The sequence below is a fragment of the Pseudomonas sp. NGC7 genome (assembly GCF_047159675.1).
GTDB lineage: Bacteria > Pseudomonadota > Gammaproteobacteria > Pseudomonadales > Pseudomonadaceae > Aquipseudomonas > Aquipseudomonas kermanshahensis.
The window spans coordinates 6,029,392-6,056,129 of the sequence record NZ_BAAFZY010000001.1 but is presented as its reverse complement, the minus strand read 5'-3'; the positions used below and the strand labels follow the sequence as shown (position 1 = coordinate 6,056,129).

24 protein-coding genes and 1 pseudogene are annotated in these 26,738 nt (G+C 62.7%); 14 read left to right on the top strand and 11 right to left on the bottom strand.

Features of this window, described 5'->3' with window-relative positions; genetic code table 11:
• Nucleotides 1–362 precede the first annotated feature (362 nt).
• Entirely contained in the window at nt 363–2,390 is a 2,028-nt protein-coding gene (locus tag ACMCNM_RS27040; protein ID WP_412765738.1) for a DUF4034 domain-containing protein, read from the top strand.
• Between the two features lie 3 nt (nt 2,391–2,393).
• Here the strand turns inward: ACMCNM_RS27040 and ACMCNM_RS27035 are convergent, their stop codons facing one another.
• On the bottom strand, nt 2,394–2,654 hold the full coding sequence (locus tag ACMCNM_RS27035) for an accessory factor UbiK family protein (RefSeq protein WP_085272187.1): 261 nt from the start codon (nt 2,652–2,654) through the stop codon (nt 2,394–2,396).
• Between the two features lie 385 nt (nt 2,655–3,039).
• On the opposite strand from ACMCNM_RS27035, the gene glnK reads away from it, so the two are divergent.
• From glnK to sutA, 3 genes are all read left to right on the top strand, one after another.
• A complete protein-coding gene (gene glnK, locus ACMCNM_RS27030; protein WP_002555808.1) occupies nt 3,040–3,378 on the top strand; it encodes a P-II family nitrogen regulator in 339 nt (112 codons plus the stop codon).
• 47 nt (nt 3,379–3,425) lie between these two features.
• Complete coding sequence (locus ACMCNM_RS27025) at nt 3,426–4,757, top strand: ammonium transporter (RefSeq protein WP_027592203.1); 1,332 nt, start codon at nt 3,426–3,428, stop codon at nt 4,755–4,757.
• 431 nt (nt 4,758–5,188) lie between these two features.
• Nucleotides 5,189–5,515: a transcriptional regulator SutA gene (gene sutA / locus ACMCNM_RS27020; RefSeq protein ID WP_027592204.1), complete on the top strand. Its 327-nt coding sequence runs from the start codon at nt 5,189–5,191 to the stop codon at nt 5,513–5,515.
• Between the two features lie 166 nt (nt 5,516–5,681).
• Here the strand turns inward: sutA and ACMCNM_RS27015 are convergent, their stop codons facing one another.
• Genes ACMCNM_RS27015 through lptM form a run of 6 tightly spaced genes read right to left on the bottom strand, consistent with a single transcriptional unit; the run spans nt 5,682 to nt 10,292 of the window.
• Nucleotides 5,682–6,377 (bottom strand): HAD family hydrolase, encoded by a 696-nt coding sequence (locus tag ACMCNM_RS27015; protein ID WP_186681443.1) that lies wholly within the window; start codon nt 6,375–6,377, stop codon nt 5,682–5,684.
• Nucleotides 6,374–7,273 (bottom strand): tyrosine recombinase XerC, encoded by a 900-nt coding sequence (xerC, locus tag ACMCNM_RS27010; protein ID WP_027592206.1) that lies wholly within the window; start codon nt 7,271–7,273, stop codon nt 6,374–6,376. Before xerC ends, ACMCNM_RS27015 begins: the two co-directional genes overlap by 4 nt.
• Entirely contained in the window at nt 7,273–7,983 is a 711-nt protein-coding gene (locus ACMCNM_RS27005) for a DUF484 family protein (RefSeq protein WP_099430767.1), read from the bottom strand. The genes xerC and ACMCNM_RS27005 overlap by 1 nt, the downstream gene beginning before the upstream one ends.
• 13 nt (nt 7,984–7,996) lie before the next feature.
• The gene (gene dapF, locus ACMCNM_RS27000; protein ID WP_027592208.1) at nt 7,997–8,827 is read right to left on the bottom strand and encodes a diaminopimelate epimerase; all 831 of its coding nucleotides are present in this window, start codon (nt 8,825–8,827) and stop codon (nt 7,997–7,999) included.
• A 4-nt stretch (nt 8,828–8,831) separates the two neighbouring features.
• Nucleotides 8,832–10,079, bottom strand: coding sequence for a diaminopimelate decarboxylase (gene lysA, locus ACMCNM_RS26995; protein WP_027592209.1), 1,248 nt, complete (start codon nt 10,077–10,079; stop codon nt 8,832–8,834).
• Between the two features lie 9 nt (nt 10,080–10,088).
• Nucleotides 10,089–10,292, bottom strand: a complete 204-nt coding sequence (gene lptM / locus ACMCNM_RS26990) for an LPS translocon maturation chaperone LptM (protein ID WP_033693895.1) — start codon at nt 10,290–10,292, stop codon at nt 10,089–10,091.
• Between the two features lie 190 nt (nt 10,293–10,482).
• Here lptM and cyaY point away from each other — a divergent pair, with 190 nt between their 5' ends.
• The 3 genes from cyaY to rnk all read left to right on the top strand — a co-directional run bounded on the left by cyaY (nt 10,483) and on the right by rnk (nt 11,572).
• On the top strand, nt 10,483–10,815 hold the full coding sequence (cyaY, locus tag ACMCNM_RS26985; protein ID WP_027592210.1) for an iron donor protein CyaY: 333 nt from the start codon (nt 10,483–10,485) through the stop codon (nt 10,813–10,815).
• A gap of 1 nt (nt 10,816) precedes the next feature.
• The gene (locus ACMCNM_RS26980; RefSeq protein ID WP_027592211.1) at nt 10,817–11,029 is read left to right on the top strand and encodes a DUF1289 domain-containing protein; all 213 of its coding nucleotides are present in this window, start codon (nt 10,817–10,819) and stop codon (nt 11,027–11,029) included.
• Between the two features lie 132 nt (nt 11,030–11,161).
• A complete protein-coding gene (rnk, locus tag ACMCNM_RS26975) occupies nt 11,162–11,572 on the top strand; it encodes a nucleoside diphosphate kinase regulator (protein WP_027592212.1) in 411 nt (136 codons plus the stop codon).
• A 69-nt stretch (nt 11,573–11,641) separates the two neighbouring features.
• On the opposite strand, the gene ACMCNM_RS26970 is transcribed toward rnk, so the two are convergent.
• On the bottom strand, nt 11,642–14,500 hold the full coding sequence (locus tag ACMCNM_RS26970) for a class I adenylate cyclase (RefSeq protein ID WP_412765737.1): 2,859 nt from the start codon (nt 14,498–14,500) through the stop codon (nt 11,642–11,644).
• Between the two features lie 199 nt (nt 14,501–14,699).
• On the opposite strand from ACMCNM_RS26970, the gene ACMCNM_RS26965 reads away from it, so the two are divergent.
• Nucleotides 14,700–15,155, top strand: coding sequence for a YaiI/YqxD family protein (locus ACMCNM_RS26965; RefSeq protein WP_186703088.1), 456 nt, complete (start codon nt 14,700–14,702; stop codon nt 15,153–15,155).
• A gap of 146 nt (nt 15,156–15,301) precedes the next feature.
• Here ACMCNM_RS26965 and elbB read toward each other — a convergent pair whose 3' ends face one another.
• Nucleotides 15,302–15,970: an isoprenoid biosynthesis glyoxalase ElbB gene (gene elbB / locus ACMCNM_RS26960; RefSeq protein ID WP_027592215.1), complete on the bottom strand. Its 669-nt coding sequence runs from the start codon at nt 15,968–15,970 to the stop codon at nt 15,302–15,304.
• Between the two features lie 112 nt (nt 15,971–16,082).
• Between elbB and ACMCNM_RS26955 the strand changes: the two are divergent.
• Nucleotides 16,083–16,709 (top strand): annotated as a pseudogene (locus tag ACMCNM_RS26955) (sterol desaturase family protein); the annotation flags it as partial.
• A gap of 501 nt (nt 16,710–17,210) precedes the next feature.
• On the opposite strand, the gene ACMCNM_RS26950 reads toward ACMCNM_RS26955, so the two are convergent.
• On the bottom strand, nt 17,211–17,855 hold the full coding sequence (locus tag ACMCNM_RS26950) for a DedA family protein (protein ID WP_172961384.1): 645 nt from the start codon (nt 17,853–17,855) through the stop codon (nt 17,211–17,213).
• A 216-nt stretch (nt 17,856–18,071) separates the two neighbouring features.
• On the opposite strand from ACMCNM_RS26950, the gene ppk1 reads away from it, so the two are divergent.
• Nucleotides 18,072–20,309, top strand: coding sequence for a polyphosphate kinase 1 (gene ppk1, locus ACMCNM_RS26945; RefSeq protein WP_027592218.1), 2,238 nt, complete (start codon nt 18,072–18,074; stop codon nt 20,307–20,309).
• Here ppk1 and ppx read toward each other — a convergent pair.
• Nucleotides 20,296–21,798 carry an exopolyphosphatase gene (ppx, locus tag ACMCNM_RS26940; RefSeq protein WP_412765736.1) on the bottom strand — a complete coding sequence of 501 codons (1,503 nt, stop codon included), beginning with the start codon at nt 21,796–21,798 and terminating at the stop codon, nt 20,296–20,298. The genes ppk1 and ppx overlap by 14 nt on opposite strands.
• Nucleotides 21,799–22,042: 244 nt before the next feature.
• Here ppx and trxA point away from each other — a divergent pair, with 244 nt between their 5' ends.
• From trxA to ACMCNM_RS26920, 4 genes are all read left to right on the top strand, one after another.
• Complete coding sequence (trxA, locus tag ACMCNM_RS26935) at nt 22,043–22,372, top strand: thioredoxin TrxA (RefSeq protein ID WP_009684153.1); 330 nt, start codon at nt 22,043–22,045, stop codon at nt 22,370–22,372.
• A 228-nt stretch (nt 22,373–22,600) separates the two neighbouring features.
• Nucleotides 22,601–23,860 (top strand): transcription termination factor Rho, encoded by a 1,260-nt coding sequence (rho, locus tag ACMCNM_RS26930; RefSeq protein ID WP_003253661.1) that lies wholly within the window; start codon nt 22,601–22,603, stop codon nt 23,858–23,860.
• 201 nt (nt 23,861–24,061) lie between these two features.
• Nucleotides 24,062–25,528, top strand: a complete 1,467-nt coding sequence (gene ubiD, locus ACMCNM_RS26925) for a 4-hydroxy-3-polyprenylbenzoate decarboxylase (RefSeq protein ID WP_412765735.1) — start codon at nt 24,062–24,064, stop codon at nt 25,526–25,528.
• Nucleotides 25,528–26,496 carry a CDP-6-deoxy-delta-3,4-glucoseen reductase gene (locus tag ACMCNM_RS26920; RefSeq protein WP_027592223.1) on the top strand — a complete coding sequence of 323 codons (969 nt, stop codon included), beginning with the start codon at nt 25,528–25,530 and terminating at the stop codon, nt 26,494–26,496. Before ubiD ends, ACMCNM_RS26920 begins: the two co-directional genes overlap by 1 nt.
• Nucleotides 26,497–26,738: the final 242 nt, after the last annotated feature.

The window sequence follows — 26,738 nt, the reverse complement described above, 5'->3', positions numbered from 1 at the left end:
GAATCCCCGGCGGCTGATACGACAGGTATCCGATTTATATTCGAAACAAACGAAACAGGCAATAGTCGAAATAAACGAAACGCTAGATGATTTGGGCGCTGTGATGCAGCTGTCCGTCGGTGGCTGCAGGCTGAGCTGGGCGAGGCTTGGGCAAGCTTAGCGGCGGCAGCCAGGATCAGCGCAATAAGTGTGCGTCCTGGTTTTTCAGGTCAGGTATTTCCCCTGGGTTTTCTTAGAATTCGACACAAATGGATCCAATTATTTTTGCGCAGATCCAGGGTATGGCTTAGTGTTGAAGGGCTACTGTGATTGCCATGGGATGGCAACACAACTTCCTACAAATGGACTTGAGGTATTGCCCCGTGCAAACGCTCACTCGCACTCGCCAGGCAATCCGTGAACTGGTGCAGGCCAGTGCATTCGTTGAACTCAACCGCTTCTTCGACATCCTCGAAGTGCGCTGGCGGCAGTCGCCGCCCGGCGAGTTCCCGGCCTACCTGGAGGCCGTCGAAGGATACATGCTGGTCGATTGGGACAGCCAGGGTGACAAGGCCCTGACGCAGATCCTCAAGGCCTGGATCGATGCCTGCCCCAAGGCCTATCACCCTCAGGTGGTGATGGGCTTTCATTGTTTCAGCCGGGCCTGCCATATCCGCGAGTCTGCCAACACCGAGCCCATCAGCGCCGAGCGTCGGCTGGCGGCGGAACAGGTTTGCGAGATTGGCGCGGCGCACCTGCTGCGTGCCATGGGGCGCTCAAACCAACCCGTGGCAGCGGCGATCGGCATGCTGAAGATCAGTGCGCATTTCGCGGAGCCAGGCTGGTTGCTGGGCCTGTTCGACGGCCAGCCGGTGCGCTTCAGCCCCTGTGCTCAGGCCGACGTGGAGGTGCAAGAGGCTGCAGCGCTGCTGCTGGTGAAATACGGCCTGCTACCTCTGGCCGAACTACCTCAGGCCTTACCGGCGTGCCTGTGCGAGCGGGCCGAGCAGGGGCGAGAAAACGTCCAGCACTATTGGCTGCATCAAGCACTTGGCGCATTCCCCGGCTGTTTCGAAGCGATTCAGGCTTATGCAACCTACCTGTTGACCTGCTGGGGAGGCAGTGACGCCGCGATCGACGCCCTGGCCATTGGGCCGCTGTGTGAGCGTTGGCCCGAGGAACAGCGTAATGCACTGCGCTGGCTGGCTATCGAGGACCAGCTCGAACTGCCGCATGCCGGCCAGTCACAGTCGATCGCTGTGTGGCTGCAGGTCTTCAAGGCATGGTCGCTGCGAGCACTCAGGCCCAGGGAACGCGCCAACTTGCTGGCCTGGCGTGGTGCTTTGCGTGGTTGTGCTCAGCAGGATTACGCCGGCGCCCTGCGCGATTTTGCCGCCAGTGTAAATCTTTACCCTGACCTTGGGTTCGTCCCGGGCATCGGCCAGCCCTTCCGTAGTTTTGTCTGCGTCATGCTGTTCCACGCAGTGAAGGATGACCAGCAGGCCTTTCGTATCACTATCGAGCAGCTCTGCGCGAGCCGCTCGCACCCCGCCGCCTGTGCGTTGCGGGCGGTTGGGCATGCGTTTGGGCTGTGGGGTTTTCAGTGCTCGTACGAGCAGGCACGTGTGTGGTCACTGGCTGCGGTAAAGCGCCAATGTGGCCGCCAAGGGCCGGGTTTGGACGTGCTTGAAGTGCCACGCCTGCTCTGGGCTGCCAACCAGCACGAGGCAGCGTTCTACCTTTATGAACGCTGTGCCGAGCTGAGCCTGCCAGAGGCTGCCCTTAGCCTTCATGACCTGTACCGAGGCGCGCTGCCCAACACCCCCGCGCAGTACCTGGACGCGAGTGCTGCCGACTATTGGTTGTTGCGCGCGGTAGAGACCGGTTGCAAGCAGGCGAAATACACCTTGGCCTGCCGTCGCATGCAAAGCGCAGAAGCCTTGAATGAGCGCAGTGCCATGTTGGCCGTCAGGCGATTGTTGAACGATGCGTTGGGCGATTTGCAGACCGCTGCCAGTGCGCGTCTGCAGCTGGGTATTCTGCTGCGTCAGTTCGGCGAACCGCAGGAACAGGCCGAAGCCGTCGACTACTTGCAGGCGCTGGTCGAGCACCCGGACGCCAGTATTGCCGCTCGCGCCAGTGCTGAACTAGGGCTGGCCTGGATGCAAGGGCAGGGCACGCGCAAGCAAAGCCGCTTCGCCGCCATCGAGTGGATCAACCGTGCGGTCGCATTGCAGCCGGCGGATAACGACATCGAACATATCCAGGCCGAGATACTCAACTCGCACAACCGGATGAAGACGCTGTTCACCTTGTGCGGCGCGACACTGTTTCGCGGCACGCTGCACGCCAGCGAGTTACCGCCGAAACCAGGTAATCCGCGCGAGGATCGATTGCAGGCCTCCGCCTGAGCCTTATTCGCTGGGCGGCGCCATCCGCGCTTCCAGCTCAGCGACCTGCTTCTCCAGGGCCTCCAGGCGGGCGCGGGTACGGGCCAGCACGACCATCTGGCTGTCGAATTCGTCGCGGCTGACCAGGTCCAGCTTGCTGAAGGCACCCTGCATCAGCACTTTGAACTGGCTTTCCAGTTCGGCGCGGGGCTGGGCGGTATCGCTGCTGAACAGGCGTGAGGCCTGGTCGCTCAGGGCATCGAGAAGGGCTTTGGGCGCGAGCATGTTCGGCTGTCCACTGAAACTGAAAAATGACCCGCAGTGTAACACGCAGCAAAACGCGGTTTGGCCAGTGAGCAAGCAGTGCGCACTGCACATTTTTCGCGCAGTGGGCCAAGCCGGCGCGCACCGAAATCGTGCATCTTTTCAATGCTGGCGACTGGCCAATCCCGACTATTTCGTGCAACTCGCTGTTTTCTGGCGTTTTAGTGGAACTGGCAAGGTTTCTGCAATGACCTGTACGAGCCATGCACTGATGCAGTTCCTTGTGACCAGGCAGTGCGCACGCGGAGCCGGATGCCGACGACGCGTTACAAAGCCAACCGCTGCGCTTAGACTTGAGACGGGTTTGTTTTCCTGGGGCAAGTCCACCAAATCGGGAGAGAGTTTCATGAAGCTAGTCACAGCCATCATCAAGCCGTTCAAGCTGGACGACGTGCGCGAGTCACTGTCGGAAATCGGCGTGCAGGGCATCACCGTCACTGAAGTCAAAGGCTTCGGTCGGCAGAAGGGCCACACCGAGTTGTATCGCGGTGCTGAATACGTGGTCGACTTCCTGCCCAAGGTGAAGATCGACGTCGCCATCGACGACAAGGACCTTGATCGGGTAATCGAAGCCATCACCAAGGCAGCCAACACCGGCAAGATCGGTGACGGCAAGATCTTCGTGGTGAATCTGGAGCAGGCGATCCGCATCCGTACCGGCGAAACCGATACCGACGCGATCTAAGTAACAAAAAAAGCCTCACCAAACCCAACGCCCCAGGAGAAAACAACATGACTCTGCGTAAGATCGCAGGGCTAGGAGCCCTATTGTCCCTCGTAATGCCCGGGCTCGCCCTGGCAGAGGAAGCTGCCCCAGCGCTGAACTCCGGCGACACCGCCTGGATGTTGACCGCTACGGCGCTGGTGCTGTTCATGACCATCCCGGGCCTGGCCCTGTTCTATGGCGGCATGGTGCGTTCCAAGAACGTGCTTTCGGTGATGATGCAGTGCTTCGCGATCACCGGTCTGATGAGCATTCTCTGGGTCGTCTACGGCTACAGCATGGCCTTCGATACCAGTGGTATGGAAAAGGGCGTGCTCAACTTCAATTCCTTCGTCGGTGGCTTCTCCAAGGCATTTCTCAGCGGCGTCACGCCCGACAGCCTGACTTCGGCCACCGCGTTGTTCCCTGAGGCGGTGTTCATCACCTTCCAGATGACCTTCGCCATCATCACGCCGGCGCTGATCGTCGGTGCCTTCGCCGAACGCATGAAGTTCTCCGCGATGCTGGTATTCATGGGCATCTGGTTCACCCTGGTGTACGCACCGATCGCGCACATGGTGTGGAGCGGTGATGGCGCACTGATGTGGGACTGGGGCGTGCTGGACTTCGCCGGCGGCACCGTGGTGCACATCAACGCAGGTATCGCTGGCCTGGTGTGCTGCCTGGTGCTGGGCAAGCGCAAAGGCTACCCGACCACGCCGATGGCCCCGCACAACCTGGGCTACACCCTGATGGGCGCAGCGATGCTGTGGATCGGCTGGTTCGGCTTCAACGCAGGTTCTGCCGCCGCCGCCAACGGCACGGCTGGCATGGCCATGCTGGTGACCCAGATCGCCACCGCCGCTGCGGCCTTGGGCTGGATGTTTGCCGAGTGGCTTGGCCACGGCAAGCCGAGTGCCCTGGGCATCGCCTCGGGTGTGGTCGCCGGCCTGGTCGCAATCACGCCTGCCGCAGGCACCGTGGGCCCGATGGGCGCCCTGGTGATCGGCCTGGCTTCGGGTGTGATCTGCTACTTCTGCGCGACTAGCTTGAAGCGCAAGCTGGGCTATGACGATTCGCTGGATGCCTTCGGCGTACACGGTATCGGCGGTATCGTCGGCGCCATCCTTACCGGTGTGTTCGCCGCACCGGCCCTGGGCGGCTTCGGCACGGTCACCGATATCGGCATGCAGGTCTGGATCCAGGCCAAAGGCGTGATTTTCACCGTGGTCTACACCGCCATCGTCACCTACGTGATCCTCAAGGTGCTGGACCTGGTGATGGGCCTGCGGGTCAACGAAGAAGAAGAGTCGGTCGGCCTCGACCTGGCTCAGCACAACGAACGCGGCTACAACCTGTAACTGCGACGCGGTAAAAACTTGCCCGGTTCGCCGGGCATTTTTTCGCCTGATTTTTGCCATTTCCCGCACGGCAAACGGTTTATCCGTCACGTTCGCGACGTAGGCAGAAAACTTACAAGATGCCGAGCGTTTATGGAGCTTTGCTTTTTCCACGGGCGCGCTAGAATGCGCGCCGAAGGGTGTTTGACATGCAGTCCGCACGCTTCCCCAGCCTTTGCTAGGCTTGCCATTAGCGCGTGGCCAGCAGGTGGCTCAAGGATTTCGTCAGGTCCTGCCAGGAGCAGGGCCTGCAGGGTACGACCCTCCCATCAGGAGGTGGATGCCCAAGGCAGTGGCCAACCCACGGCCAGTTGAATTTTCACTGGTGGCTGCCGGTCTACGGCTGCACTGGTCTATAACCAACCTGCTTTTCGCAAGTCATGAGGTAGAACATGAGCGACGATGATCTGGAAAACGACGACCTCGAAGTAGGCGACGATGATGAGGCTGATGAGGGTCTCGAAGCAGCGGCTGACGACGTTGCGGAAGACGCTGGCGAAGACGATAGCCCTGCGCCCACTGCCAAAGGCAAGTCCAAGGCCGCTGTCTCGGTAGACGAGATGCCGAGCATGGAAGCCAAGCAGAAGGAGCGCGATGCGCTGGCCAAAGCGATGGAAGAGTTCCTTTCGCGCGGTGGCAAGGTGCAGGAAGTGGAGGCCAACGTGGTCGCCGATCCGCCCAAGAAGCCGGACAACAAATACGGCAGCCGCCCTATCTGAGTGGTCGCCCACAAAAAAGCCCGCCGTCGCTGCGGGCTTTTTTGTGCGTGTTGGGTTTAGGAGCCCTATCGCCGGCAAGCCAGCTCCCCCAGGATAAAGCTACCTTAGGCGCAGCGCATACCTGTGGGAGCTGGCTTGCCGGCGATGGGCCGCGAAGCGGCCCCTGTCAGCGCCAGCGCGCCATTACCTCAGGCAGTTGCGAAAGCCGCTGGATCTCGGCATCGGGTGCCCGCTCACCGACCCAGGCCTTGCCTTGTGGGTTGAACCACACGGCCCGCAGCCCGGCCCGTTGGGCGCCGGCAATGTCATCGCCGGGGTGGTCACCCACATGCACCGCCGCGCTGGCTTCGACCTCGCCACGTTTCAGCGCCTCCAGAAACGGTGCCGGGTCCGGTTTGCCGATGCCCAGGTCCTCGGCGCACAGGGCAAAGCGGAAGTAGTCCGCCAAGCCCAGGCGGCTCACATCGGCGTTGCCGTTGGTGACCACCCCCAGGGTGTACTGGTGGCGCAGGATTTCCAGCACCGGCTGCACCTCAGGGAAAATTTCCACCTGGTGGCGTGCATGCAGGAACACTTCAAAGCCTTCGTTGGCCAGCGCCTGCGCGTGCTTTTCGCTGTAGCCGACCTCTTCCAGGGCATGGAACAGCACCCGCCGGCGCAGGGCGCTGATACGGTGCTTGAGGCCGGGCTCGGCCTGCACCAGGCGCTCGCGAATGGCGAACAGGTGTTCGACCGGTACGCCGCCGAGGATCGGCGCGTTGGCTTCGAGCCAGTCGCGCAGGACCACTTCAGCGCTGGCAATCACCGGCGCGGTGTCCCACAGGGTGTCATCGAGGTCGAAGGTGATCAGCTTGATGCTCATGAGTCTGTGCCTTTGCTGCGTTTGGCCCGGGGGTGGGCGCTGTCGTACACCGCGGCCAGGTGCTGGAAGTCCAGGTGGGTGTAGATTTGCGTGGTGCTGATGTCGGCATGGCCGAGCATCTCTTGCACCGCACGCAGGTCCTGGGACGATTCCAGCAGATGGCTGGCGAAAGAATGGCGAAGCATGTGCGGGTGCAGGTGCTGGCCCAGCTCACGCTCGCCGGCGACCTTGACCCGCATCTGGATAGCCCGTGGGCTCAAGCGATTGCCTTGGCGCGTGATGAACACGGCGCTGTCGCGTGGGCCGCCGATGCCGCGCAGGCGCAACCACGCCTGCAGGGCCTCGCGGGCTTTACGGCCGACAGGCAGTACGCGCGCCTTGCCACCCTTGCCCAGCACCTGCACCAGCCCGCCGGCAAGGTCGAGGTATTCGAGGTCGAGGCCAGCCAGTTCGGACAGGCGCAGGCCTGACGAATAGAACAGTTCGAGGATGGCCTGGTCACGTCGCGCAATGAAGTCGTCGTCGACGCCGCCGTCGAGCAGTTGCAGGGCGCGGTCGGTATCCAGCGTCTTGGGCAGGCGGCGCTCGCCCTTGGGCGCAGACAGGCCGCTGGCCGGGTCGTGCTGGCACAGCCCTTCACGGTTCAGGTATCGGTACAAGCCGCGCACGGCCGACAGCAGGCGCGCCAGGCTGCGAGAGGATTGGCCTTGGTGGTGCTGGCGGGCGATCAACTGGCGTAGCTGCTGGATTTGCAGCGCTTGCCAGCCGGCGATGCCCTGATCGTTGCAGTAGGCAATGACCTTGTCGAGGTCACGGCGGTAAGCCAGCAGGGTGTGCTCGGACACCTGGCGCTCATTGCGCAGGTGTGCGCAATAAGCCTCCAGCTGGCGTTCCATCAGCGCACCGGACGCAGGGTCTGGGTAACGCGCGGCACGACACGGCCCAGCACCTCGGCAATGTAGCCGAGGAACAGGGTGCCGACGCTGCTCTTGTAGTGTTGCGGGTCGCGGCTGCCAATCGCCAGCACGCCGTGCAGCCCTTGGTATTCGAGGGCGGCAACGGCGCTGGAGCCGACTTCGAGGCGCTGATCTTCACCGAACAGGAACGCCAGCTCATGGTCGCGCAGGTTGCCGCTGACCGTTTTACCGCCCCCCAGCAGGCCGCCGATGGCTTGGTGCGCCTCGGCGTTGCTGACCCAGCGGCCCACTGGCGCGACGTTATCGCCGAACAGGATCAGGCTGACGAAGGGCACCTGAAATTCCTGGCGCAGGCTGTCTTCGACCGCCATCACCACTTCTTCCAGGCTGCCTGCATCGAGCAGGTCGAGGATCAGCCGGCGGGTCTTGTCGAACAGCCGGTCGTTGTCTCGCGCCACGTCCATCAGTTGCGACAGGCGATGGCGCATCTCGATGTTGCGGTCGCGCAGCAGCTTGAGCTGGCGCTCCACCAGCGACACGCTGTCGCCACGCTGGTGGGGGATGCGCTGCTCGACCAGCAGTTCGTCGTGCTCGGCGAAGAAGGTCGGGTGGGCGCGCAGGTACGCGACCACCGCCTCGGCATCGAGCTCGGTGGACTGCTGGGGTACAACCTTGGGCTGATCGGTCATGGCGGTTACTCGCTTAGAGACGAACCTGTCCTTCGTAGACGCGTACGGCCGGGCCGGTCATCAACACGGGCTTGCCGGGGCCGGCCCATTCGATGTGCAGGCGGCCACCCGGCAGGTCGAGGGTCACCGGTGAGTCCATCCAGCCTTGGCTGATAGCCGCCACGGCCGCAGCGCAAGCGCCGGTGCCGCAGGCCTGGGTCTCGCCGGCACCGCGTTCCCAGACCCGCAGGTTGGCACGGTGACGGTCGATGACCTGGATGAAGCCAGCGTTGACCCGCTGCGGGAAGCGCGGATGGTTTTCGATCTTCGGGCCCAGTGCATGCACAGGCGCGGTATGCACGTCATCGACGCGCAACACGGCATGTGGGTTGCCCATGGACACAGCGGCAATGGCGTGAACCTCGCCGTCGACTTCCAGTGGGTAACTCAGTGCCTGCTCGTCGGCGACGAAGGGGATTTCGGCCGGCACCAGGCGCGGCGGGCCCATGTCGACACTCACCTGGCCGTCGTTCTGCACGTCCAGCTCGATGATGCCGCTCTTGGTTTCGACGCGGATGCGCTTTTTCGCGGTCAGGCGCTTGTCCAGCACGAAGCGGGCAAAGCAGCGCGCACCGTTGCCGCACTGTTCGACTTCGGAGCCATCGGCATTGAAGATCCGGTAGCGGAAGTCCACTTCTGGATTGTTCGGTGCCTCGACGATCAGCAGCTGGTCGAAGCCGATGCCGGTGTGGCGGTCGCCCCATTGCTTGGCATGCTTGGGCTGGATGTGTGCGTGTTGGCTGACCAGGTCGAGGACCATGAAGTCATTGCCCAGCCCATGCATCTTGGTGAAACGCAGCAGCATGGGCTCACTCCGGCAGCAGGCTTTCGCCAGCATACAGTTCGGCGACGGTTTCGCGGCGGCGTACTTCGAACGCCTGGTCACCGTCGACCAGGATTTCGGCGCAACGGCCACGGGTGTTGTAGTTCGAGCTCATGACAAAACCATAGGCGCCGGCAGACTGCACAGCCAGCAGATCGCCTTCGGCCAGGTTCAGCTCGCGCTCCTTGGCAATGAAGTCGCCGGTTTCGCAGATCGGCCCGACCAGGTCGTAGGCGCGGCCTTGGCCTTCGCGTGGGGTGACCGCGCTGACGCCCATCCAGGCCTGGTACAGGGCCGGGCGGATCAGGTCGTTCATCGCCGCATCGATGATGGCGAAGTCTTTGTGTTCGGTGTGCTTGAGGTACTCGACGCGGGTCAGCAGAACACCGGCGTTGGCCACGATGTAGCGGCCCGGCTCGAAGACCAGGGCCAGGTCGCGGTCGCCGACGCGCGCGCGGATGGCCTTGATGTAGTCAGCCACCAAAGGCGGCTCTTCATCGCGGTAGCGCACGCCAACGCCGCCACCCAGGTCAAGGTGGCGCAGGTGGATGCCGCAGTCGGCCAAGCGGTCGACCAGGTCCAGCAGGCGGTCGAGGGCATCGAGGAACGGCTCGACGGTGGTCAGCTGCGAACCGATGTGGCAGTCGACACCGACCACGTCCAGGTTCGGCAGCTGGGCGGCACGCACGTAGATGGCTTCGGCGTCGGCGATGGCGATGCCGAATTTGTTTTCTTTGAGGCCGGTGGAGATGTACGGGTGGGTGCCGGCGTCGACGTCCGGGTTGACCCGCAGCGAGACCGGAGCAACCTTGCCCATCTCGGCGGCCACCACTTGCAGGCGCTCAAGCTCGTCGGTGGATTCGACGTTGAAGCAGTGCACGCCGACTTCCAGCGCGCGGCGCATGTCTTCGCGGGTCTTGCCCACACCAGAGAACACCACGCGATCAGCACGGCCGCCAGCGGCCAGTACACGCTCCAGCTCACCGCCGGAGACGATGTCGAAGCCTGCGCCCATACGGGCCAGCACGTTCAGCACACCGAGGTTGGAGTTGGCCTTGACTGCAAAGCACACCAGGTGTTCGACGCCTTGCAGCGCGTCGGTATAGCTGCGGTACTGGGCTTCGATGTGGGCACGCGAGTACACGTAGGTCGGGGTGCCGAAACGTTCGGCGATGGCCGACAGGGCCACACCTTCCGCGAACAGTTCACCGTCGCGGTAATTGAAAGCGTTCATCTGATTTCCTTACTGCTCTGGCGTTTGCTCGGGCTGGATAGGCTGCTCTTCTTGCGGCTGTACCGCCGGAGCGTGCTTGTGCTGATGCGACTTCTGGCTGCCCTTGCCGTCCTTGCCGTCTTCCGGCAGGTACAGGGGGCCCTTCTGACCGCAGGCCGAAACGAGGCAGGCAACCGCGACCAGCGCCGCGAGCGAGGAAATCAGGCGCTTCATGGGTGAAATCCTTTGAAATATGCAGTATTGCGCCCGAGTATACCGAGCGACCGGCGGATTGCCTATGCAAGAGCCGGTCCGCCGGGCGGGCTATTCTTGCCGCCTGCAATGGCTAATCTTTGCATTCGGCGGCAAGCGCCCGTATCTTGCCCGGCTTGCCTGTAACGCAGCCAATTTCGAGGTTCCTGCAATGAGTTTGAGCGAAGCGCGTTTCCATGATCTGGTCGACGCGACCCAACAGGCCCTGGAAGACCTGTTCGACGAGAGCGGCATGGACCTGGACATGGAGAACTCCGCCGGTGTCCTGACCATCAAGTTCGACAACGGCAGCCAGTTGATCTTCAGCCGCCAGGAGCCCCTGCGCCAGTTGTGGCTGGCGGACAAGTCGGGTGGCTTCCACTTCGACTACGACGAAGAGAGCAAGAAGTGGATCTGCGAGAAGAGCGAAGAGCTGCTCGGCGAGATGCTGGAGCGCATCGTCTGGGAGCGGGCCGGCGAGAAGCTGGACTTTGACGAGATCTGAGATGAGTGAGCAGCCGCGGCCGCCCAAGCCGCTCTACAGCAATGTCAGCACGGCCGTGAAATCGCCGTGCATCAGCGTCTGCCGCCTGGATGAGCAGCGTGTCTGCACCGGCTGCCACCGCCCTGTGGAGCACATCCGCGAATGGCGGTCTGCAGACGACGAGCGGCGCCGGCAGATCTGCCGCGAAGCCGAGGCCTTGCGCGCACGGGCTTGAGTATTTGCCCGGCTGTGGTAGTGTCAGGTTCTGCGTCGGTGACGCCAAAGTCATCATAAACCCCGCCCTTGGGCGGGGTTTTGCTTTATTTGCCCGACGAAAATTGCCTGTTCAAAGGAGTCTGACTGGATCATGAGCACCAAGCCTTCCCTCATCCTCACCCGATTGGACGTACAACGTCTCGAGCGTCTGATCGACAGCCTCGACGAAAGTACGCCGGGTGTGCTCGCCCTGCAGGACGAGCTTGACCGCGCCGAACAGGTGGTCGGTCACGAGGACGTCCCGGCCGGGGTGGTGACCATGAACTCGCGCGTGCACTGCCGTGAAGAGGCCAGCGGCAAGGACTACCACTTGACCCTGGTGTACCCGAAGGATGCTGGGCCGGAAGGCAAGGTGTCGATCCTGGCGCCGATTGGTTGTGCCTTGCTGGGCCTTTCGGTCGGTGAGCAGATCGACTGGCCGGCGCCGGGCGGCAAGACCCTCAAGCTGAAGCTGCTGGAAGTCGAGTACCAGCCGGAAGCGGCGGGTGATTTCGACCTGTGAGCCTTGAGGGCCGCTGCGCCAAGTCTCCTGTGGCAGCGGGCAAGCCCGCTCCCATACGGCCCCGCTGGTTCATCCCCCGATCGCTGCCTGCAACTGCTCTAGCCCCTCATTCAGCGCCTGTTCCAGCTCCCGCTTGTAACGCAGGTACAAAACGGTCGCGCCCAGCTCATCACCCAGCAGTTCGGACAAATCCAGGTCGGTAATGTAGCAGCGGTAATGACCGGCGCTGCGGCGTTGCCCGATGATCTGCCGGGCGACCACGGCGTACAGCTGATCGCCATGGTCCAGCTCGGAGAACTCCTGCTGGTCACAGTACAAGGTGACCGTCACGGCGCCCGCGGCACCGCCCTGGATAATCGCCTGAACCTCATAGTACGGCTGGCCGCTGCCCTCGACAGGCACCAGCCGTGGCTCGATGCTGCGCGCCCTGCCCGGGCCTGACGGCAACAACTGCCCATAGTGGATATCCAGCGAAGCGGGGCGCAGGGCGTCCAGCGGCAGTTGAGTATCGCGGCGCATCAGCACCGAACGCAGGAAGCGTTGCAGTGGCAGCAGCAGATGGGCTTCATCCTGCAATGGCAGGCGCTGTTGCCACAGCGCGTTGTACTCATCCAGCACATACAGATCGGCCCAGGCGCCTTGCAGGCGATAGAACACTTGGATGCACGCGGGCCGCCCCTGCTCCAGCACCAGTGCCAGGTCGTGGTCCTGCAGGGCATTGGCGTCCAGGTGCAGCGGGCTGTAGCGGCTGCGTTCTTCGCTCAGGTAGTCCAGCAGCGCCTGGTGGTCAGCCAGGGTCGCCAGGCTTACCTGGCCGGGCAGCAGCTCCAGCACATGGGTGTGCTGGGCTACCTGCAGCAGGTAGCGATAGTTCGCCCCCTGGTCGAGCAACTGTTGCACCGTGGCGAACACCTCCTCGACCCGCTGCTCGATGGCCTGGGCGCGGTTGTGGCAGAAGCAGCGTACCCGTAGCCGGGGGCGGTGGCCGCGCTGGCCGAGGCTGTTGAGGTAATCGCGCAGGCAGCGCAGCAACGCGTGCTCGCCGTCGTAGCGCTGTACCAGCACTTCGTTCCAGCTGTTGAGGGTGACCTGGTCCAGCGTCAGCACCAGGTTTTCGCGCACGCCGGCGTAGCTCAGCGAGTCGGTGCGCTCGGTGGTCATCAGGATGTTCAGGTCGCGGTGCTGGCGCAGCGGGTCGATGCCGACGTTGATCAGCAACAGAATCTCGTCGGCCACACTGGGTTGCAGCAGGCGGACTTCGCTGACGGTCGGCAGCGGCAGGTCGAGGGTCTGCTGCAAGCTGCCCAGCAGGTTGAACAGCTCGAGCTCGCGCAGGTCACTGGCGCCAGGGTGCACGGCGAAGCGTGTACTGCTGTCGATGACGCCATTGCGATGGGCCCAGGTCAGCAGTTCGAGCAGCTCGCGGCAGCGTTTGATCGGGCTGAAATGCGTGACCTCGTGCGTGCTCAGGTTGCCGGTGTAAAGCTCCCAGTGGTGGCTGCCCGGCTCTTTGCGGTTGGGGGCCTGGACCAGGGTGAGGGTGCCTTCTGCGAGGTCCGGGGCGATCCCTGGGTTGATCACCTCGGTCTTGCCGGCACGGCGCTCGAAGGCGGCGTACAGGCGCCGGCCCAGCACATTGAGGTCACGCTGGTCGGCGCGGCTGCTGGCGTTGCGGGTCTGGGCGAACTGGCTGAGGAAGCGGTAGCTGTGGTTCAGCTCAGCCACCAGCTCGCGGCGTTCGACCGCGACCTGGCCAACCTTCCATTGGCTGCGGCTGTCGAGCAGGGCCAGCTGGCGCTCGTCCCAACCCCATTCGTCCGCCAGGCGCTGCAGCAATTGGCGCTGCCAACCGTTGGCGCGCACCTGGCCGCTGAGTTTCTTGTTGACCTTCAGGTACAGGCTGCGCCTGACCAGCTCAAGGCGCGCCGTTTCGCCGCGTTGCCGCAGATAGTGCTCGATGCGCCGATAGACCATCACGTAAGGGTCCAGCTCGTCGAGGTCGAGCTGGTTGGCGAACACCGCATGCTTGTAGTCCAGGCTCAGGCAGCGCACGGCGGGGTGCTCGCTGGCGTAGGCTTCGGTCAGCAGCAGTTTGAGCAGCGATTTGTAGGGCGAGTCGATGCCTTTGAACAGTTGCCACAGCCCAGCACCCACGAACTCGCCGGGGGGGATATGCGCCAGGTTGCCGAGGTCGAGCACGTCCTGGCTGCGGATGAAGCGCTTGCTGAGCAAGGTCTGGGTATAGGCACTGTAGTTGTGCTCTTCGTAGACCGGCACCAGCCACCACAGCGGCGTGCGCCCAGCCAGCCAGATGGCGGTGCGGTAGAACTCGTCGAGCAGCAGGTAATGCTGGGTGGTGCCGCAGTCGTCGGAGCCAAGCTGGCCGTCCCGCTCGCCTTGTGCAAAGCCTTGCGGGTCGATGAGGAAGAAGTGTGCTTCGGCGCCTAGGCTGGCGGCCCAGGTTTCCAGCAGTTGGCATTTGCGGCGCAGTTCGTTCAGCAGGTCATCACCCAGGCCTGGCGCATGGCAGACCCACAAGTCCATGTCGCTTTGTTCGGCCTGGGCCAGCGAGCCCAGGCTGCCCATCAGGAACACGCCATGGATTGGGCGCGCTGCCTGCCCCTGGCGAGCCTTGTAGGCGAACGAGCGTGCCAGCCGTTGCGCTTCGGCGACCAGGTCGTCGGCAGGCTCGAAACCGGCCACCCCGGCGGGCGTACTGCTCGAGACATAGCCGGGCAGCAGTGGGTGGTTGACGTGGAACAGCAGCGGCAACAGTGTCAGTACCTGTTGCTGGCGCGTCGACAGCCCCTCCATCGCACGTTGCAGGCGACCCTGGTTGAGTGTCAGAAAGCGCGCACGCAAGGTCGCCAGAACTTTCCGGTCGATGCCTTCGTCCAGGTCTGGGCGGATTTCTTGGGGGTGGTTCATTGCGCGCTCGTGGCAGGCCAGTAGGGCTGCGGCGAGTTTAGCCTGAGTGAACCAGTCGGATAAGCGCTAAATCGATTTGTTGGCGTCATTTTTCCAGCGTCCTTGCGTGTGGGTGAAACCCGCCGACTCCAGCTTTCAGCCCGCTTCGGGCATGATGGGCTGCATGAGCGTAGTCTCGCTGATTTAGAGGTGTTTACGGATGCGTGTATGGATCGATGCCGACGCTTGCCCCAAGGCGGCAAAGGATTTGATCGTCAAGTTCGCCCTCAAGCGCAAACTCGAGGTGGTGATGGTGGCCGGCCAGGCGCAAAGCAAACCGGCCTTTGCCTGTGTGCGGCTGATCGTGGTACCCAGCGGTATGGATGCGGCCGACGACTATTTGGTCGACAACGCCGCGCCGGGTGAATTGGTGATCTGCAGCGACGTGCCGTTGGCCGATCGGCTGGTCAAGAAAGGCGTGGCGGCGCTGGACCCGCGCGGGCGCGAGTTTGACGAGCGCAACATGGGTGACCGGCTGGCGACGCGCAACCTGTTCACCGATTTGCGCGAGCAAGGGCAGGTCGGGGGAGGGCAGGCGCCTTATGGCGAGCGCGAGAAGCAGGCATTCGCCAATGCGCTGGACCGGATTATCGCGCGCTTGTCCAAGCCCACCTGACGTCCACGGCTTTTGTAGGAGCAGCCTTGTGCTGCGAAAGGGCTGCGCAAGGCCCCACGATCTGCGCATCAGGCATAATTGCCGGGGCCGCTGCGCAGCCCTTTCGCGACGCAAGGCCGCTCCTACAAAGGCAGGGCAGGCTTGGGTTATTGGTCGCCCTCGTGGGTCAGCTCCAGCACCCGGTCTACCAGCTTGTAGATCCCACCGGCCGCTTCGCTGATCGACTTCGCAACCATGTAGGCCGGGGTCGTCACCAGCTTGCGCTGGGTGTCTTCAACGATGTCGTGCACATCGCACTCTTCATGCTTGCCACCCATCTTCTCTACCGCAGCAGCCGTGCCGGCATCGTTGCCGATGGTGCAGACCACGCCTGGGCCGTAGATCTTCGCCGCCAGCGCTGGCGAGATGCAGATCAGCCCAACCGGCTTGCAGGCATCGGCAAAGGCTTCGGCCAGGGCCAGTACGTCTGGGTTGACGCTGCAGTTGGTGCCTTCGACGGCAAAGTTCGAGAGGTTTTTCGCCGCCCCGAAACCACCGGGCACAATCAGTGCATCGAAGTCTTCGGCATTGGCTTCGCGGATGTCCTTGACCTCGCCACGGGCAATACGCGCCGACTCCACCAGCACGTTGCGCGACTCGGGCATTTCTTCGCCGGTCAGGTGATTGATCACATGCATCTGCGCGATGTTCGGCGCAAAGCACTGCACCTGCGCCCCGCGCTGGTCGAGGCGCAGCAGGGTGATCACGCTTTCGTGGATTTCGGCGCCGTCATAGACGCCACAGCCGGAAAGTATCACCGCTACTTTTTTCGTCATGCTCATTACTCCAGTGTCGAGGCGCTAAATGTCCTCTAGTTTGGCAGATGTAGCCATAGGGATTCCCGCGGTCGCGGCCTAATCTTTGTGGATAACGCCTGAGGTCGTCACCATGGACCTGATACTGCTGGCCGTGCCGTTCTTCTTCGTATTGATCGCCGTTGAACTGGTGGCTGACCGCGTGCGTGGCCAGCGTAATTACACCTTGGCCGACGCGATCAACAGCCTGAGTACAGGCGTCTTGTCGACCAGCACTGGCCTGTTGACCAAAGGGGTCGGGCTGCTGACCTATGCCTTGGCCTGGGAGCATCTGGCGCTGCTGCGCTTGCCCCAGCAAGCGTGGTGGGTGTGGGTGCTGGCGTTCGTCCTGTACGACCTCTGCTACTACTGGCTGCACCGCCTGGGGCACGAACGCAACGTGCTGTGGGCGGCCCATTCGGTGCACCATCAGAGCGAGGAGTACAACCTCACCACGGCGCTGCGCCAGACCAGCAGCGGCTTCATCTTTTCGTGGATCTTCTACCTGCCATTGGCGCTGATCGGCGTGCCGCCCCTGGTGTTCATCACCGTGGCGTCGCTGAACCTGCTGTACCAGTTCTGGGTGCATACCCGGCACATTGCCAAACTCGGTTGGCTTGAGTGGATCTTCATCACGCCATCCAACCATCGCGTCCACCATGCGCAAAATCCTGTTTACTTGGATCGCAATTACGGCGGCGTGTTCATTCTCTGGGACCGCCTGTTCGGAACGTTCAAGGAAGAGGACCCGGCCGAGCCCGTGGTGTTCGGCGTGACCACGCCACTGGCCAGCTGGAACCCGCTGTGGGCCAACCTGCAGTTCTACGCCCAGCTGTGGCGTGATGCCCGGCGCACGCGCAGCGTGTGGGACAAGTGGCGGATCTGGTTCATGCCCACGGGCTGGCGCCCGGCCGATGTCGCGGCGCGTTACCCGCAGGCCAAGCCGGACCTGGCGCTGTTTCGCAAGTTCGAGGTTGCCCTGGGGCGGGCGCAGCAGGCCTATGTAGCGGCGCAGTTCGTCGTCTATGTGGCCTTGGGCAGCTATTTGATGGAGGCCGCGGAGCGCGTGCCTGCCGCCGCCCTGATACTGGGCTGGTCGGTCATGGCCTTGGGCCTGTTCGTGCTCGGCGCGCTGCTAGAGAACCGGCCCTGGGCCGTGCGCCTGGAGCGGGCGCGGTTGCTGTCGAATGCGCCAGCGCTGTACCTGGCTGGCGCTCTGGGCTTAGCGGTGATCACGCCGCTTGGGTGGGTCCTGCTCCTGGCTTACAGCCTGCTCAGCCTCTGGGGCCTGAGCCAGTGCTGCCGCCTTGCGCTCTGCACGCAGGGTGCGGAAGCGCCGGCGCAGCCAGAGCAGGACACCGAGCAACAACAGGCCGCCGAGCACCCATAGCTCGTACTTCTTCACATTGCCCAGCAAGCCTTCGAGGATGGCGCCGAAGTGGTAGGCCGCTGCGCCCAGGGCCAGCGCCCAGATGGCGGCACCGAGGCCGTTGAGCAGCAGATAGCGGCGCGGCGGATAGCCCGACAGGCCAATGGCCACCGGCATGACCGTGCGCAGCCCATAGACGAAGCGGAAGCTCAGCACCCAGATGTCGGGGTGGCGGCGGATGTGGTCCAGCGCCCGATCACCCATGGCCTGCCAGCGCGGTTTGCGTGCCAGGATCTTGCGCCCATGGCGACGGCCCATGAAGTACCACAGCTGATCGCCGGCATAGCTGCCGAAGAAGGCCACCAGGCACACCAGCTTGATGTCCATGTAACCGCGGAACGCGAGGAAACCCGCAAGCACCAGGATGGTCTCGCCTTCAAAGAAGGTGCCTAGAAAAAGGGCGAAGTAGCCGAAATCCTGCAGGAATTGTTGAAGCATTTTCTGAGGTGCTGGCGAAATGAACGCGCAGCCTACCCCTTCGCGCGCGTGGATGAAAGTGTCCAAATGTGTCTCGACGTGAACAATTCCTACAAGGACAATGCCTTCGGCCACAAGTCGCAGGCTTGCCAGTGGGTGTAACACAGGCGTCATAATGGCCGCTTATCGTCCCGCTCAATTGATGATAGGGCGTTAACGTCCTCCAGGAACGTCCAGATGAATAATGAAGTGCTCACCCCTGTCGCGATCAAGGACGCCCAGGCAGTCCCCGAAGAGATGGTGCAAACCCCGCCAGACCTGCCGCCGGCGCCAGAGCCCGAGCCTGTGGTCGAGGCCGCGGCACCGGCCCCCGCGCCGGCACCGGCGATCACCGTCCCGGGCCTTGACGACAGCAGCCTGTACATTCATCGCGAGCTGTCGCAGCTGCAGTTCAACATTCGGGTGCTGGAGCAGGCACTGGACGAGAGCTACCCGCTGCTCGAGCGTCTGAAATTCCTGCTGATCTTCTCCAGCAACCTCGACGAATTCTTCGAGATCCGCGTCGCCGGCCTGAAGAAGCAGATCAATTTCGCCCGCGAACAGGCCGGGGCCGACGGCTTGCAGCCGCACCAGGCGCTGGCGCGCATCAGCGAGCTGGTGCACACCGAGGTGGATCGCCAGTACGCGATCCTCAACGACGTGCTGCTGCCAGAGCTTGAAAAACACCACATCCGCTTCATCCGTCGCCGTCACTGGACGCCCAAGCTCAAGACCTGGGTGCGGCGCTTCTTCCGTGACGAGATCGCGCCGATCATCACCCCGATCGGCCTCGACCCGACGCACCCGTTCCCCTTGCTGGTGAACAAGAGCCTCAACTTCATCGTCGAGCTCGAAGGCGTCGATGCCTTCGGCCGCGACTCGGGCCTGGCGATCATTCCGGCGCCGCGCCTGTTGCCGCGGGTCATTCGCGTGCCGGAAGAAGTCGGTGGCCCGGGCGCTAACTATGTGTTCCTGTCGTCGATGATCCACGCGCACGCCGACGACCTGTTCCAGGGCATGAAGGTCAAGGGCTGCTACCAGTTCCGCCTGACCCGAAACGCCGACCTGGCGCTGGACTCCGAAGAAGTCGACGACTTGGCCCGCGCCCTGCGCGGCGAGCTGTTCTCGCGCCGTTACGGTGATGCCGTGCGGCTTGAGGTGGCTGATACCTGCCCGAAACACCTGTCGGACTACCTGCTCAAGCAGTTCAGCCTGAGCGAGAGCGAGCTGTACCAGGTCAATGGCCCGGTCAACTTGACCCGCCTGTTCAGCATCACCGGCCTCGACAGCCACCCGCAGCTGCAATACATGCCGTTCACCCCGGCGATCCCCAAGCTGCTGCAGAACGCTGACAACATCTTCAGCGTGATCAGTAAGCAGGACGTGCTGCTGATGCACCCGTTCGAATCGTTCACGCCGGTGGTCGACCTGCTGCGCCAGGCCGCCAAGGACCCGCATGTGCTGGCCGTGCGCCAGACCCTGTATCGCTCCGGTGCCAACTCGGAGATCGTCGACGCGTTGGTGGACGCTGCCCGTAACGGCAAGGAAGTCACTGCGGTGATCGAATTGCGCGCGCGTTTCGACGAAGAGTCCAACCTGCAGATGGCCAGCCGCCTGCAAGCGGCGGGTGCGGTGGTGATTTACGGGGTGGTCGGGTTCAAGACCCACGCCAAGATGATGCTGATCCTGCGGCGTGAGCAGGGCGAAATCGTCCGCTATGCGCACTTGGGTACCGGCAACTACCACGCCGGCAACGCCCGCCTGTACACCGACTACAGCCTGCTGACCTCTGACGACGCCCTCACCGAAGACGTCGGCAAGCTGTTCAGCCAGCTGATCGGCATGGGTAAGACCCTGCGCATGAAAAAGCTGCTGCACGCACCCTTCACGCTGAAGAAGGGCATGCTCGACATGATTGCCCGCGAGACCCAGTTCGCACTGGACGGCAAGCCTGCGCACATCATCGCCAAGTTCAACTCGCTGACCGATGCCAAGGTCATCAAGGCGCTGTACAAGGCTAGCCAGTCCGGGGTGCGCATCGACCTGGTGGTGCGCGGTATGTGCTGCCTGCGGCCAGGTATTCCGGGGGTTTCGCACAACATTCACGTGCGCTCGATCATCGGCCGCTTCCTGGAGCACACCCGGGTGTTCTACTTCCTCAATGGCGGCGAGGAGCAGATCTACCTGTCCAGTGCCGACTGGATGGAGCGCAACCTCGACAAGCGCGTCGAGACCTGCTTCCCGGTCGAAGGCAAGAAGCTGTTGCTGCGGGTGAAGAAAGAGCTGGAAAGCTACCTGACCGACAACACCCATGCCTGGACGCTGCAGTCGGATGGGCGCTACGTGCGCAGCACCCCGACCGGCAACCAGAACCCGCGCAGTGCCCAGGCGACCCTGCTGGAGCGCCTGAGCAACCCGGTCCTCAACGTACGCTGAGGACGAAGCCGACCCGGGCCAGCCACTCCGCCTCGTTGGCGAAGTCGGCCTGGGTCAGCTGGTTCTGCTCCAGCCAGCCTTCAGGGAAGACCACATCGAGGCTGTTGTCGCCTGCTTGCAGCTGTACCTTCGGCATTTGCTGCGTGCCACGAATGTGGTGGAACAGGATGGCGAAGCGCAGCAGCACGCACAGGCGAATCAGCTGCACGCCTTCATCGCCGAACTCGGCGAACTTGTCCTTGGGGATGTTGCGGCGATGGCCGCGTACCAGCAGGGCCATCATCTGCTGATCCTCACGGGAAAAGCCCGACAGGTCGGAGTGCTCGATCAGGTAGGCGCCGTGCTTGTGGTAGTGATAGTGGGCGATGTCCAGCCCAACTTCGTGCACTTTCGCGGCCCATCCCAGAAGATCGCGCCAATTGCCCTCTTCCAGCTTCCAGGCTTTTGCTACCTGGTCGAAGGCGTGCAGTGCCTTGCGCTCGACGCGCGCGGCCTGGCCTTGGTCGACGTGGTAACGCTCCATCAAGGAGTTGAGGGTGCGCTCGCGCACGTCTTCGTGGTGATGGCGGCCGAGCAGGTCGAACAGCACGCCTTCGCGCAGGGCGCCGTCGCAGTGGTCCATGCGTTGCAGTTCGAGGGCGTCGAAGATGGCCTCGAGAATCGCAAGGCCTGCCGGGAAGATAGTGCGGCGGTCTGGCTTGACCCCTTCGAAGTCGATCTTGTCGACCTCGCCCAGCTTGAACAGTTTGCGTTTGACCCACGCCAGCCCTTCGGCGTTGACCTCGCCATTGCCCAGGCCGCTGGCCTTGATGGCTGCGCCGATGGCGCGGATGGTGCCGGACGAACCGATGGCTTCGTCCCAGGTCAGGCGGTGCAGGGCGTTTTCGATGCTCATCAGCTCCAGCCGCGCGGCGGTGTAGGCCTGGGCATAACGCGCCGGGGTAATCTTGCCGTCGCGGAAGTAGCGCTGGGTGAAGCTGACGCAGCCCATTTGCAGGCTCTCGCGCAGCAGTGGCTCGAACCGCTGGCCGATGATGAACTCGGTACTGCCGCCGCCGATGTCGGCGACCAGGCGCTTACCGGGGTTGTCGGCCAGGGTGTGGGAGACGCCGAGGTAGATCAGGCGGGCTTCCTCACGGCCGGAAATCACTTCCACCGGGTGCCCGAGAATGGCCTCGGCGCGCTGGATGAATTCGTTGCGGTTGCGCGCCTCGCGCAGGGCGTTGGTGCCAACGATGCGCACCGCACCCGCGGGCAGCCCGTTGATCAGTTGGGCGAAGCGCTTGAGGCATTCGAGGCCCCGTTCCATGGCTTCTTCGCTGAGCTTGCGCTCTTCGTCGATGCCGGCGGCCAGCTGAACCTTTTCCCCCAGCCGTTCGAGAATGCGGATCTCGGTGTGGTGGGCCTTGGCCACGACCATGTGAAAACTGTTGGAGCCAAGGTCGATGGCGGCGATCAGAGACAGGTTCTTCGCGTTGGTATGCGGCATGATCTGGATGTTCTCGGTCGTTAACCTGGCAATCGTGACACGATACGGGGCTGTCGCCAACGCGTGGCACGCCAAGGCTTGATGCAGGGCAATGTGCCATTCGATGTTATGACACGCATATGACAGTTTCGATTCGCGGCGTCTTGCACAACTATAGTTACACTCAATCGTCTGTGACTTCCTGTAGTCAGCCTCTGCGGCTATGATGGGCCACGTTTTTATGCTTACGACCCCGGAGATATCCATGAGCAGCGATCTGATCAAACACGTCACCGACGCCACCTTCGAGGCCGAAGTCCTGCAAGCCCAAGGCCCGGTGCTGGTCGACTACTGGGCTGAATGGTGCGGTCCATGCAAGATGATCGCTCCGGTTCTGGACGACATCGCTTCCACCTACGAAGGCAAACTGACTGTCGCCAAGCTGAACATCGACGACAACCAGGAAACCCCGGCCAAGCATGGCGTGCGTGGCATCCCGACGCTGATGCTGTTCAAGAACGGCAACGTCGAGGCTACCAAGGTCGGCGCACTGTCCAAATCGCAGCTGGCCGCGTTCCTCGACGCCCACCTGTGATGTGAAAAAGCCCCGGAAATACCGGGGCTTTTCTTTTCCAACCCACTAGACGTCGAAAAAAGCAAGTGTTACATTCGGCCTCGCACTGCTTCTCCAGTGCCCCCTGCACGCCGTCGCCGACGCACTCCTAATTAGAATCTGTGCGCGATCCTATCGCCTTCTAGCGGCGCGGCTTCATTAAGCCAGAAGCTTAATCCTCCCTTCATACATGATTACGTCACTCCCCTTATGAACCTGACTGAACTCAAGCAAAAGCCGATTACCGATCTGCTGGAAATGGCCGAACAGATGGGCATCGAAAACATGGCCCGTTCGCGCAAACAGGACGTGATTTTCGCCCTGCTGAAGAAGCACGCGAAAAGCGGCGAAGAGATCTCGGGTGACGGCGTGCTGGAGATTCTCCAGGATGGTTTCGGTTTCCTGCGTTCGGCTGATGCGTCCTACCTGGCCGGCCCCGACGACATCTACGTCTCGCCTAGCCAGATCCGCCGTTTCAACCTGCGTACCGGCGATACCATCGTCGGCAAGATCCGCCCGCCGAAGGAAGGGGAGCGTTACTTCGCCCTGCTGAAGGTCGACACGATCAACTTCGATCGCCCTGAAAACGCGAAGAACAAGATCCTGTTCGAAAACCTGACGCCGCTGTTCCCCAACAAGCGCCTGAAGATGGAAGCCGGTAACGGTTCCACCGAAGACTTGACCGGCCGCGTCATCGACCTGTGCGCCCCGATCGGCAAAGGCCAGCGTGGCCTGATCGTCGCCCCGCCGAAAGCGGGTAAAACGATCATGCTGCAGAACATCGCGGCGAACATCACCCGTAACAACCCCGAGTGCCACCTGATCGTCCTGCTGATCGACGAGCGCCCGGAAGAAGTGACCGAAATGCAGCGCACCGTGCGCGGCGAAGTGGTCGCTTCGACCTTCGACGAGCCGCCAACCCGCCACGTGCAGGTTGCCGAGATGGTCATCGAGAAGGCCAAGCGCCTGGTCGAGCACAAGAAAGACGTGGTCATCCTGCTCGACTCCATCACCCGTCTGGCACGTGCCTACAACACCGTGATCCCGAGCTCCGGCAAGGTCCTCACCGGTGGTGTCGACGCCCACGCCCTGGAGAAGCCGAAGCGTTTCTTCGGTGCCGCGCGTAACATCGAAGAAGGCGGTTCGCTGACCATCATCGCCACCGCGCTGGTCGAAACCGGCTCGAAGATGGACGAAGTGATCTACGAAGAGTTCAAGGGTACCGGCAACATGGAGCTGCCCCTGGACCGTCGTATCGCCGAGAAGCGTGTGTTCCCGGCCATCAACATCAACCGCTCCGGCACCCGCCGCGAAGAGCTGCTGACCGCCGACGACGAACTGCAGCGCATGTGGATCCTGCGCAAGCTGCTGCACCCGATGGACGAAATCGCCGCCATCGAGTTCCTGGTCGACAAGCTCAAGCAGACCAAGACCAACGACGAGTTCTTCTTGTCGATGAAGCGTAAGTAAGCGTTTCAGGCTGGAATCGATTGGGGCCGCTTCGCGCCCCATCGCGACACAAGGCCGCTCCTACAGGATTATGCATTACCTGTAGGAGCGGCCTTGTGTCGCGATGGGGCGCGAAGCGGCCCCAAGTCATTTTTGGCCATTAGGCGCCGAACGGCGCTACACTCTGCACCCCGACCGATACGGCCAACACGAGGCTCCTGCATGCAGTATCGCGACTTGCGCGACTTCATCCGTGGCCTGGAACAGCGCGGTGAACTCAAGCGCATCCAGGTTCCGATTTCTCCCGTCCTGGAAATGACCGAGGTCTGCGACCGCACCCTGCGTGCCAAAGGCCCGGCGTTACTGTTCGAGAAGCCCACGGGGTACGACATCCCGGTACTGGGCAACCTGTTCGGCACGCCCGAGCGGGTGGCCATGGGCATGGGCGCCGAGTCGGTCGAAGAACTGCGCGAAATCGGCAAGCTGCTGGCCTTCCTCAAAGAACCAGAGCCGCCGAAAGGCCTGAAAGATGCCTGGTCGAAGCTGCCGATCTTCAAGAAAGTCGTGTCGATGGCGCCGAAGGTGGTCAAGGATGCGGTGTGCCAGGAAGTGGTGGTCGAAGGTGACGACGTCGACCTTGGCCAGTTGCCGATCCAGCACTGCTGGCCAGGCGATGTGGCCCCGCTGATTACCTGGGGCCTGACCGTTACCCGCGGCCCGAACAAGGACCGCCAGAACCTGGGCATCTACCGCCAGCAGGTCATCGGCCGCAACAAGGTCATCATGCGCTGGCTGAGCCACCGTGGCGGCGCGCTGGATTACCGCGAATGGTGCGAGAAGCACCCCGGCCAGCCGTTCCCAGTGGCCGTGGCGCTGGGCGCAGACCCTGCAACCATCCTGGGCGCCGTGACGCCGGTGCCGGATACCCTGTCCGAATACGCCTTCGCTGGCCTGCTGCGTGGCAACCGCACCGAGCTGGTCAAGTGCCGTGGCAGCAACCTGCAGGTACCGGCCACCGCCGAGATCATTCTCGAAGGTGTGATTCACCCGGGCGAAATGGCGCCGGAAGGCCCCTACGGCGACCACACCGGCTATTACAACGAAGTGGACAGCTTCCCGGTGTTCACGGTCGAGCGCATCACTCACCGGCAAAAACCGATCTACCACAGCACTTACACGGGCCGCCCGCCGGATGAGCCGGCGATTCTCGGCGTGGCGCTGAACGAAGTGTTCGTGCCGATCCTGCAAAAGCAGTTCCCGGAAATCGTCGACTTCTACCTGCCACCGGAAGGTTGCTCGTACCGCATGGCGGTGGTGACCATAAAAAAACAATACCCAGGCCACGCCAAGCGCGTGATGCTGGGTGTGTGGTCGTTCCTGCGACAGTTCATGTACACCAAGTTTGTTATCGTCACCGACGATGACATCAACGCCCGCGACTGGAACGATGTGATCTGGGCCATCACCACGCGCATGGACCCCAAGCGTGATACGGTGATGATCGACAACACCCCGATCGACTACCTGGACTTCGCGTCGCCGGTGTCCGGGTTGGGGTCGAAGATGGGCCTGGACGCCACCCACAAGTGGCCGGGCGAGACTACACGCGAATGGGGACGGGTCATCGTCAAGGACGAGGCCGTCACCCGCCGTATCGATGAGCTGTGGGATCAGTTGGGAATAGATTGATGCAGGTAACGTTGCAGCCGTCCGGGGCAGTGCTGGCGCTTGAACCCGGGGAACGGATCCTGGATGGAGCGCGGCGGCTCGGCTATGACTGCCCGAACAGCTGCCGCAATGGCAATTGCCATGTTTGCGCCGCGTTACTGGTGGAAGGGAGCGTCCGCCAGAACGGCGAAGTACGCGACCATGGCGAGCTGTTCACCTGTATTGCCGAACCGCTGGAGGATTGCGTGTTGCTCTGGGACGGTGTGCTCGCCCTGGGCGAGCTGCCAGTGCGCAAGCTGGCGTGTAGCGTGAGCGAATGCGTCGAGGTCGGTGGCGACGTCTGGCGCGTGCGCCTGCGTGCGCCTGCCGGCAAGCCGCCGCGTTATCACGCCGGTCAGTACCTGATGATCGAGCGCGAGGGCGGCAAGCAGGCGGCGTTCTCCCTGGCCTCTGCGCCCCATGGTGGGCGTGAGCTGGAACTGCACGTGCTGGCGCGTGAGCCCAGCGCGCTGCAGCTGATCGAGCAACTGCAGCGTGATCGCCTGGCGCGCATCGAAATGCCTTTCGGTGATGCGCACCTGGCCGAGTTGCCAGACGGGCCGTTGGTGCTGATCGCCGCCGGTACGGGAATGGGCCAGATGCACAGCCTGGTCGAGCATTGCCGTGCCCAGGGCTTCAAGCATCCGGTACACCTTTACTGGGGTGTGCGTCGGCCTGAGGACTTTTACCAGATCGAGCATTGGGACGAATGGTTGCGCCTGCCCAACCTGTTCCTGCACAAGGTCGTCAGTGACCTGTGTGGGTGGGAAGGCCGTTGCGGCATGCTGCACGAGGCCGTTTGCGAAGACATCCACGACCTCAACGGCGTGCACGTCTACGCCAGCGGCTCGCCAAACATGGTCTATGCCACCCTCGATGCCCTGGTCGAGGCCGGTATGGATGCACACCGCATGCGCGCCGATGTATTTGCCTACGCGCCGCGCGGCTAATAACTCAAGTTCAACCGAGTGGGTATAAGGCGGTAATTGTTACCGCCTTGGCTAATAACTTTCACTGCGCTCGAAACAATGCTCTCCAATCGTCGGAAGTTCGCGTGAAACTTTAGCTTTCAGGCTTGAGTGTTGGCGCGTTTCTATCCTAAGGTTAATGCAGACACCTTAGGTGCGGGGCGCAAACCCCGGCACACAGCGATTCTCGATTCATCTGTAGTTCACAGGGAATAATGGCGGCA

What these genes read in the sequence shown, in the direction of transcription:
- ACMCNM_RS27035 (WP_085272187.1), bottom strand. Translation starts at nt 2,654, where the DNA reads ATGCTCGCGCCCAAAGCCCTTCTCGATGCCCTGAGCGACCAGGCCTCA.
- glnK (WP_002555808.1), top strand. Translation starts at nt 3,040, where the DNA reads ATGAAGCTAGTCACAGCCATCATCAAGCCGTTCAAGCTGGACGACGTG.
- ACMCNM_RS27025 (WP_027592203.1), top strand. Translation starts at nt 3,426, where the DNA reads ATGACTCTGCGTAAGATCGCAGGGCTAGGAGCCCTATTGTCCCTCGTA.
- sutA (WP_027592204.1), top strand. Translation starts at nt 5,189, where the DNA reads ATGAGCGACGATGATCTGGAAAACGACGACCTCGAAGTAGGCGACGAT.
- ACMCNM_RS27015 (WP_186681443.1), bottom strand. Translation starts at nt 6,377, where the DNA reads ATGAGCATCAAGCTGATCACCTTCGACCTCGATGACACCCTGTGGGAC.
- xerC (WP_027592206.1), bottom strand. Translation starts at nt 7,273, where the DNA reads ATGGAACGCCAGCTGGAGGCTTATTGCGCACACCTGCGCAATGAGCGC.
- ACMCNM_RS27005 (WP_099430767.1), bottom strand. Translation starts at nt 7,983, where the DNA reads ATGACCGATCAGCCCAAGGTTGTACCCCAGCAGTCCACCGAGCTCGAT.
- dapF (WP_027592208.1), bottom strand. Translation starts at nt 8,827, where the DNA reads ATGCTGCTGCGTTTCACCAAGATGCATGGGCTGGGCAATGACTTCATG.
- lysA (WP_027592209.1), bottom strand. Translation starts at nt 10,079, where the DNA reads ATGAACGCTTTCAATTACCGCGACGGTGAACTGTTCGCGGAAGGTGTG.
- lptM (WP_033693895.1), bottom strand. Translation starts at nt 10,292, where the DNA reads ATGAAGCGCCTGATTTCCTCGCTCGCGGCGCTGGTCGCGGTTGCCTGC.
- cyaY (WP_027592210.1), top strand. Translation starts at nt 10,483, where the DNA reads ATGAGTTTGAGCGAAGCGCGTTTCCATGATCTGGTCGACGCGACCCAA.
- ACMCNM_RS26980 (WP_027592211.1), top strand. Translation starts at nt 10,817, where the DNA reads ATGAGTGAGCAGCCGCGGCCGCCCAAGCCGCTCTACAGCAATGTCAGC.
- rnk (WP_027592212.1), top strand. Translation starts at nt 11,162, where the DNA reads ATGAGCACCAAGCCTTCCCTCATCCTCACCCGATTGGACGTACAACGT.
- ACMCNM_RS26970 (WP_412765737.1), bottom strand. Translation starts at nt 14,500, where the DNA reads ATGAACCACCCCCAAGAAATCCGCCCAGACCTGGACGAAGGCATCGAC.
- ACMCNM_RS26965 (WP_186703088.1), top strand. Translation starts at nt 14,700, where the DNA reads ATGCGTGTATGGATCGATGCCGACGCTTGCCCCAAGGCGGCAAAGGAT.
- elbB (WP_027592215.1), bottom strand. Translation starts at nt 15,970, where the DNA reads ATGACGAAAAAAGTAGCGGTGATACTTTCCGGCTGTGGCGTCTATGAC.
- ACMCNM_RS26950 (WP_172961384.1), bottom strand. Translation starts at nt 17,855, where the DNA reads ATGCTTCAACAATTCCTGCAGGATTTCGGCTACTTCGCCCTTTTTCTA.
- ppk1 (WP_027592218.1), top strand. Translation starts at nt 18,072, where the DNA reads ATGAATAATGAAGTGCTCACCCCTGTCGCGATCAAGGACGCCCAGGCA.
- ppx (WP_412765736.1), bottom strand. Translation starts at nt 21,798, where the DNA reads ATGCCGCATACCAACGCGAAGAACCTGTCTCTGATCGCCGCCATCGAC.
- trxA (WP_009684153.1), top strand. Translation starts at nt 22,043, where the DNA reads ATGAGCAGCGATCTGATCAAACACGTCACCGACGCCACCTTCGAGGCC.
- rho (WP_003253661.1), top strand. Translation starts at nt 22,601, where the DNA reads ATGAACCTGACTGAACTCAAGCAAAAGCCGATTACCGATCTGCTGGAA.
- ubiD (WP_412765735.1), top strand. Translation starts at nt 24,062, where the DNA reads ATGCAGTATCGCGACTTGCGCGACTTCATCCGTGGCCTGGAACAGCGC.
- ACMCNM_RS26920 (WP_027592223.1), top strand. Translation starts at nt 25,528, where the DNA reads ATGCAGGTAACGTTGCAGCCGTCCGGGGCAGTGCTGGCGCTTGAACCC.